9 protein-coding genes and 2 pseudogenes are annotated in these 3,930 nt (G+C 25.2%); 4 read left to right on the top strand and 7 right to left on the bottom strand.

The features are described 5' to 3' along the window. Positions 1–103 precede the first annotated feature (103 nt). Together CD150_RS12830 and CD150_RS12835 are read right to left on the bottom strand one after the other, a co-directional pair. Positions 104–283 carry a hypothetical protein gene (locus CD150_RS12830; protein ID WP_064263949.1) on the bottom strand — a complete coding sequence of 60 codons (180 nt, stop codon included), beginning with the start codon at positions 281–283 and terminating at the stop codon, positions 104–106. A 151-nt stretch (positions 284–434) separates the two neighbouring features. Next, entirely contained in the window at positions 435–614 is a 180-nt protein-coding gene (locus CD150_RS12835) for a hypothetical protein (protein WP_046207082.1), read from the bottom strand. Between the two features lie 189 nt (positions 615–803). On the opposite strand from CD150_RS12835, the gene CD150_RS12840 reads away from it, so the two are divergent. The 4 genes from CD150_RS12840 (at position 804) to CD150_RS12850 (ending at position 1,693) form a co-directional block, all read left to right on the top strand. Continuing rightward, positions 804–1,004, top strand: coding sequence for a hypothetical protein (locus tag CD150_RS12840; protein ID WP_046207083.1), 201 nt, complete (start codon positions 804–806; stop codon positions 1,002–1,004). A 64-nt stretch (positions 1,005–1,068) separates the two neighbouring features. Continuing rightward, positions 1,069–1,275, top strand: a complete 207-nt coding sequence (locus tag CD150_RS12845; RefSeq protein WP_073345208.1) for a hypothetical protein — start codon at positions 1,069–1,071, stop codon at positions 1,273–1,275. A gap of 21 nt (positions 1,276–1,296) precedes the next feature. Further along, a complete protein-coding gene (locus CD150_RS13520; RefSeq protein WP_157948025.1) occupies positions 1,297–1,437 on the top strand; it encodes a hypothetical protein in 141 nt (46 codons plus the stop codon). A gap of 22 nt (positions 1,438–1,459) precedes the next feature. Further along, on the top strand, positions 1,460–1,693 hold the full coding sequence (locus tag CD150_RS12850; protein ID WP_073345476.1) for a hypothetical protein: 234 nt from the start codon (positions 1,460–1,462) through the stop codon (positions 1,691–1,693). A gap of 219 nt (positions 1,694–1,912) precedes the next feature. Here the strand turns inward: CD150_RS12850 and CD150_RS12855 are convergent, their stop codons facing one another. The 5 genes and pseudogenes from CD150_RS12855 to CD150_RS13830 all read right to left on the bottom strand — a co-directional run. Further along, positions 1,913–2,131: a hypothetical protein gene (locus CD150_RS12855; protein ID WP_073345212.1), complete on the bottom strand. Its 219-nt coding sequence runs from the start codon at positions 2,129–2,131 to the stop codon at positions 1,913–1,915. A gap of 23 nt (positions 2,132–2,154) precedes the next feature. Next, on the bottom strand, positions 2,155–2,457 hold the full coding sequence (locus CD150_RS12860) for a hypothetical protein (RefSeq protein WP_073345480.1): 303 nt from the start codon (positions 2,455–2,457) through the stop codon (positions 2,155–2,157). 410 nt (positions 2,458–2,867) lie between these two features. Further along, positions 2,868–3,318: pseudogene (locus CD150_RS12870) on the bottom strand (GNAT family N-acetyltransferase). A gap of 90 nt (positions 3,319–3,408) precedes the next feature. Further along, entirely contained in the window at positions 3,409–3,531 is a 123-nt protein-coding gene (locus CD150_RS13890; protein ID WP_256633945.1) for a hypothetical protein, read from the bottom strand. A 240-nt stretch (positions 3,532–3,771) separates the two neighbouring features. Then, positions 3,772–3,930 (bottom strand): annotated as a pseudogene (locus CD150_RS13830) (stage II sporulation protein M); the annotation flags it as partial.

Consider the following 3,930-nt stretch of genomic DNA (forward strand, 5'->3'; position numbering starts at 1 on the left):
ATGCAATATGAACATTCATTTTAAAATACTTAAGATTAGTATTTATGTTTTTTAAATTTCTGTGAGTGGACTATAAAGGTAGAAAACACTTTAGTTAAGCCTTTTAACGGTTACTTTTCTTTGAAATTTCAATACTTTTATAAAGCAAAAAGCCTGCATTTAAAACAGTTATTATTGCAAAAATCACGGTAAGAAAAACATTAAGATGATTGAATGTACCAAAAGCAAATAATAATACTAAAATTATATTCATAAAATTAGCAATCATAAAACCCATATCCATATTATTCCTCAAATTTCTCACTCCTGTTGAACTAATACTTTTAGAAAAATATTTCACCCGTATTTACATAAATCTATATCTTGAGTTAATTTATTAATAATGTGCTGAATTATCCAAATGTCTCTATATTTCTTTAATACACTATCTGCACTTAGTAATTATCTTCTCTTTTAGCTCTTAATGCCTTAATCATGTAATAGATATTTACTGTAGTCACAATTAAAGCACCAACGCCAACTGTAATAGAATTATTGTAAAATGAATAAACAGCAAATATAAGCGCACCTACAAATATAATAAATGAAACAATTATCTCAATATTATTCCACATATAATTACCCCTTTTTGTTATAATATTATTTCAATGCTAACATACTTTTTATAAAGCATATGTTGTATCCATCAAAAAAATAAAAATTTTTAAATCATATATATGATTTAAGCAATATGATACTTAAATACATCAAAGTTATACGAATAAATAGCAACACCCCCAAAGTATTCTAGGAGTTGACATAATTTGAATAGATTAATTGATGATATGGGTTTTTGGTATGAAGGACATACACTATCTTATCCTTTAATATTTGCAGATTGCACAGTTACATATAGTATTATGGAATTAAAAGTACTTTTAGAATATTATCAAAAAGATTCATGGTGGAAAAATTATACTATTGCACTCATGGATTTCGAGTCAAAATACAATAATGCTGGGTAGTTCATTACAAATTTTTGAATCCAAATTTTAAAAATAGAGAATCAATACCTGAGGGGTGAAGAAAGTGAATAAGAGAATGGCTATACACCATACAATTAATATCATTTTAATGATAACACTCATAATTTTTAATTATACAAATATTAGTGGATTTACCACTTCATTAATATTAGCAGTACTCTTTATGGGTAATGCAATTTTATTAATACGGGCTAGTACGAAAAAAATAGAAAAAGATGGCGTTACGATAGATGATTATAACAAGATGTAATATAACTTTATGAGAAGTGATATGATGCAATTTGGCAAATATAAAATTGATGAATTTTACCTAATCGTGATTGTCGGATTTTTAATAACATCTATTTTTGTACCATTCATGCTCATTTCAGTGGTGTTAATGGTTATTTTAGGATTAGAAAAAGATGAATAATATATAAAAGGAGATGGGTATCATAGAATTCAATAATTGGACAGTTACAATTAATGGCAAAGGATCATATAATATAGTCAGAGACGAAGATACACTAGTTATTTTAGAAAACTATCAACACGTTACCCTATATTTAAAATTGGAAAATGATGCTATAAAAGTTAAATCACTAAGTTATGGAAATGATGTATCGTTTAATGTTGATACAAGAGAAATCATTGTAAATGTTACAAATTTATTAGATGATGACGATTAATCTAAATCATCACTATACAAACTTCAACAATAATGAAATTATAGAAAGTTCACTTAAAAAACTTAAAACACTGTTAAATAGCTTTTATAAGCAATTTAATATGATTTATTATGCATATCCTTGCCTTTATTATCAAAGTTATGCCTTTTTTCCTTAATATTACGTATGTTTTATATCAAACTTTATTAAATAAATATATTTATACCTTTTTATTATTAATCAAGGAATCAAAGTGTAAACAATAGTAACTAGAACCACCACAATAAGAATTATAACATTTGTTATTCCTACCTTTTTAAGTTTTTCTTGATATTCATTATCAGACATTTCCTTTTTCTTTTTACTTAAAATATAATAAAAAGTAAAAATAGAATAACCAATAAAAATCACGAGTGAAATCACAACTAAAATTAAAAATATAATTTTTAGTATATCCATTTTATTCATCTCCTAATAATAATTTATCCATCTTTCAAATTGATTATCTGTTTTTTTAGTTCAATCATAGTATTGTACTTTTCATTAGGTTCCACTTCAGACAATAATACATCTAGTGACCTATCATATATGCTCTTAGCTTTAGATTCGTCTTCTTGAGCCATCGTACTATATAAATATCCAATTTCTTCAACTAAATTTGCACTTTTATTTAAATAGATAAGTTTTTCTTTATTAGCATCATGATCAATTAAACCATCTCTAATACCGTATTTAATTGCATAATAAAGTAAAATAGCTGATAAAATTATGTATATAAAAACCAAATAAATACAGCCTTTCATTTTTCAAACTTATGTGTTCTGTTACTCATTAATTTTTATTATTTTTCTTATTTAAATAAATGGCTAAAAATGCAATTCCGATGCAAAACCACATTCCCAATATTGAAAACCAAATTGTCATCGTAAATGCAGTCCTTCTTCTTAGTTTTATTATCTTTCTTGTAATAAATCTTATTCAAAAAAGTGATATCTGCTAAATAGCTACCTCCAATAACATCTACAATAAATGATGCGATAGTTGCAAACACCTTTCTAAGAAATTTCATGTAAAAGTCCTCATAAATATTGTTTTAAATATGATTTCATACTAAGATACCCTAGATTAAATTTATATTGTGTGAAAATAGTCTGTATTTCAATTGTAAAGTTATGATCTCTTCCTAAAAGTCACATTATAATTCCTTTATAAAACGAATCATATCTCTACACAATATTCCATTTTCATAAATTTTTTCATTATAATTTCTATCATAAAACCCTACATCTATATTACGCATTCTAAAACCCATTTTTTGATAAAATATAATTTGCCCAATACTAGAATTACCTGTTCCAACCTCGATATTTTTGTAACCATTCTTCTTGGCATATTCAAAAGCATTTGTTAACAACTTTTTACCAATTCCCATTTTCTGTTTAGATTCTAGTACTGCTATGTTAACTAATTCAATTTTATCTTGATTAATTTTTTGTAATACATAGCACCCTAAAACTTCATTATTTTCTTTATATACAAAGCATTCTCCTTTTTTTTAAATAATTTAAAATTAAATTTTTTGATGGGTCTGCCAGCAAAAGAAGTTCAATCGGTGCTTCACCTACAGATTTCAACTTTTCAATCATAATAATCACTCTTTCAAAATGTTATTTTTTGTGCTTTTTAAATATAATACGAAAACACCCATCAGAAATTATACTGACGGGTGGAAATAGCTAATTTTCTTTTTTTGAATTTTCTTTAAATCTTTTTTTAATATCCTCAATCAAGGAGCCACTACCTGCAAAGTTAGAAAATGTATTCATTGCAAATGTTAATATTTTTCCAATTATGTCCATACAGCATTCCCCTTTACTATATAGATACCTTATCTCCCATAAAATAATCACACATTTAGTATGAATATTACTTTATTTTTTAAGTGAACATTATCTTCTATTTTGTTGCTTCTAAGATATTGCTAATTAATTTCATGTATCTCTGCTCTATTGCTTTTATATACAAAATTTATTAACTCTCAAACTCTACGAATTTTTAGATACAACCCCTTATCAATATTTCTGCTAATGGTGAGTTATTTATATAACTGAAAGAAGAGAATATAAAATTTTTCTTAAATATTCTTCACAAATTGCTGCTAATACTATTACTGGTATCACTACAAATATATAGATTTTAACTGTATTATAAAGTGATTTTATTATTGATGTTCTTTCACCAATCTTTTTAAATAGCTC

This window comes from Staphylococcus ureilyticus, assembly GCF_002902235.1.
GTDB lineage: Bacteria > Bacillota > Bacilli > Staphylococcales > Staphylococcaceae > Staphylococcus > Staphylococcus ureilyticus.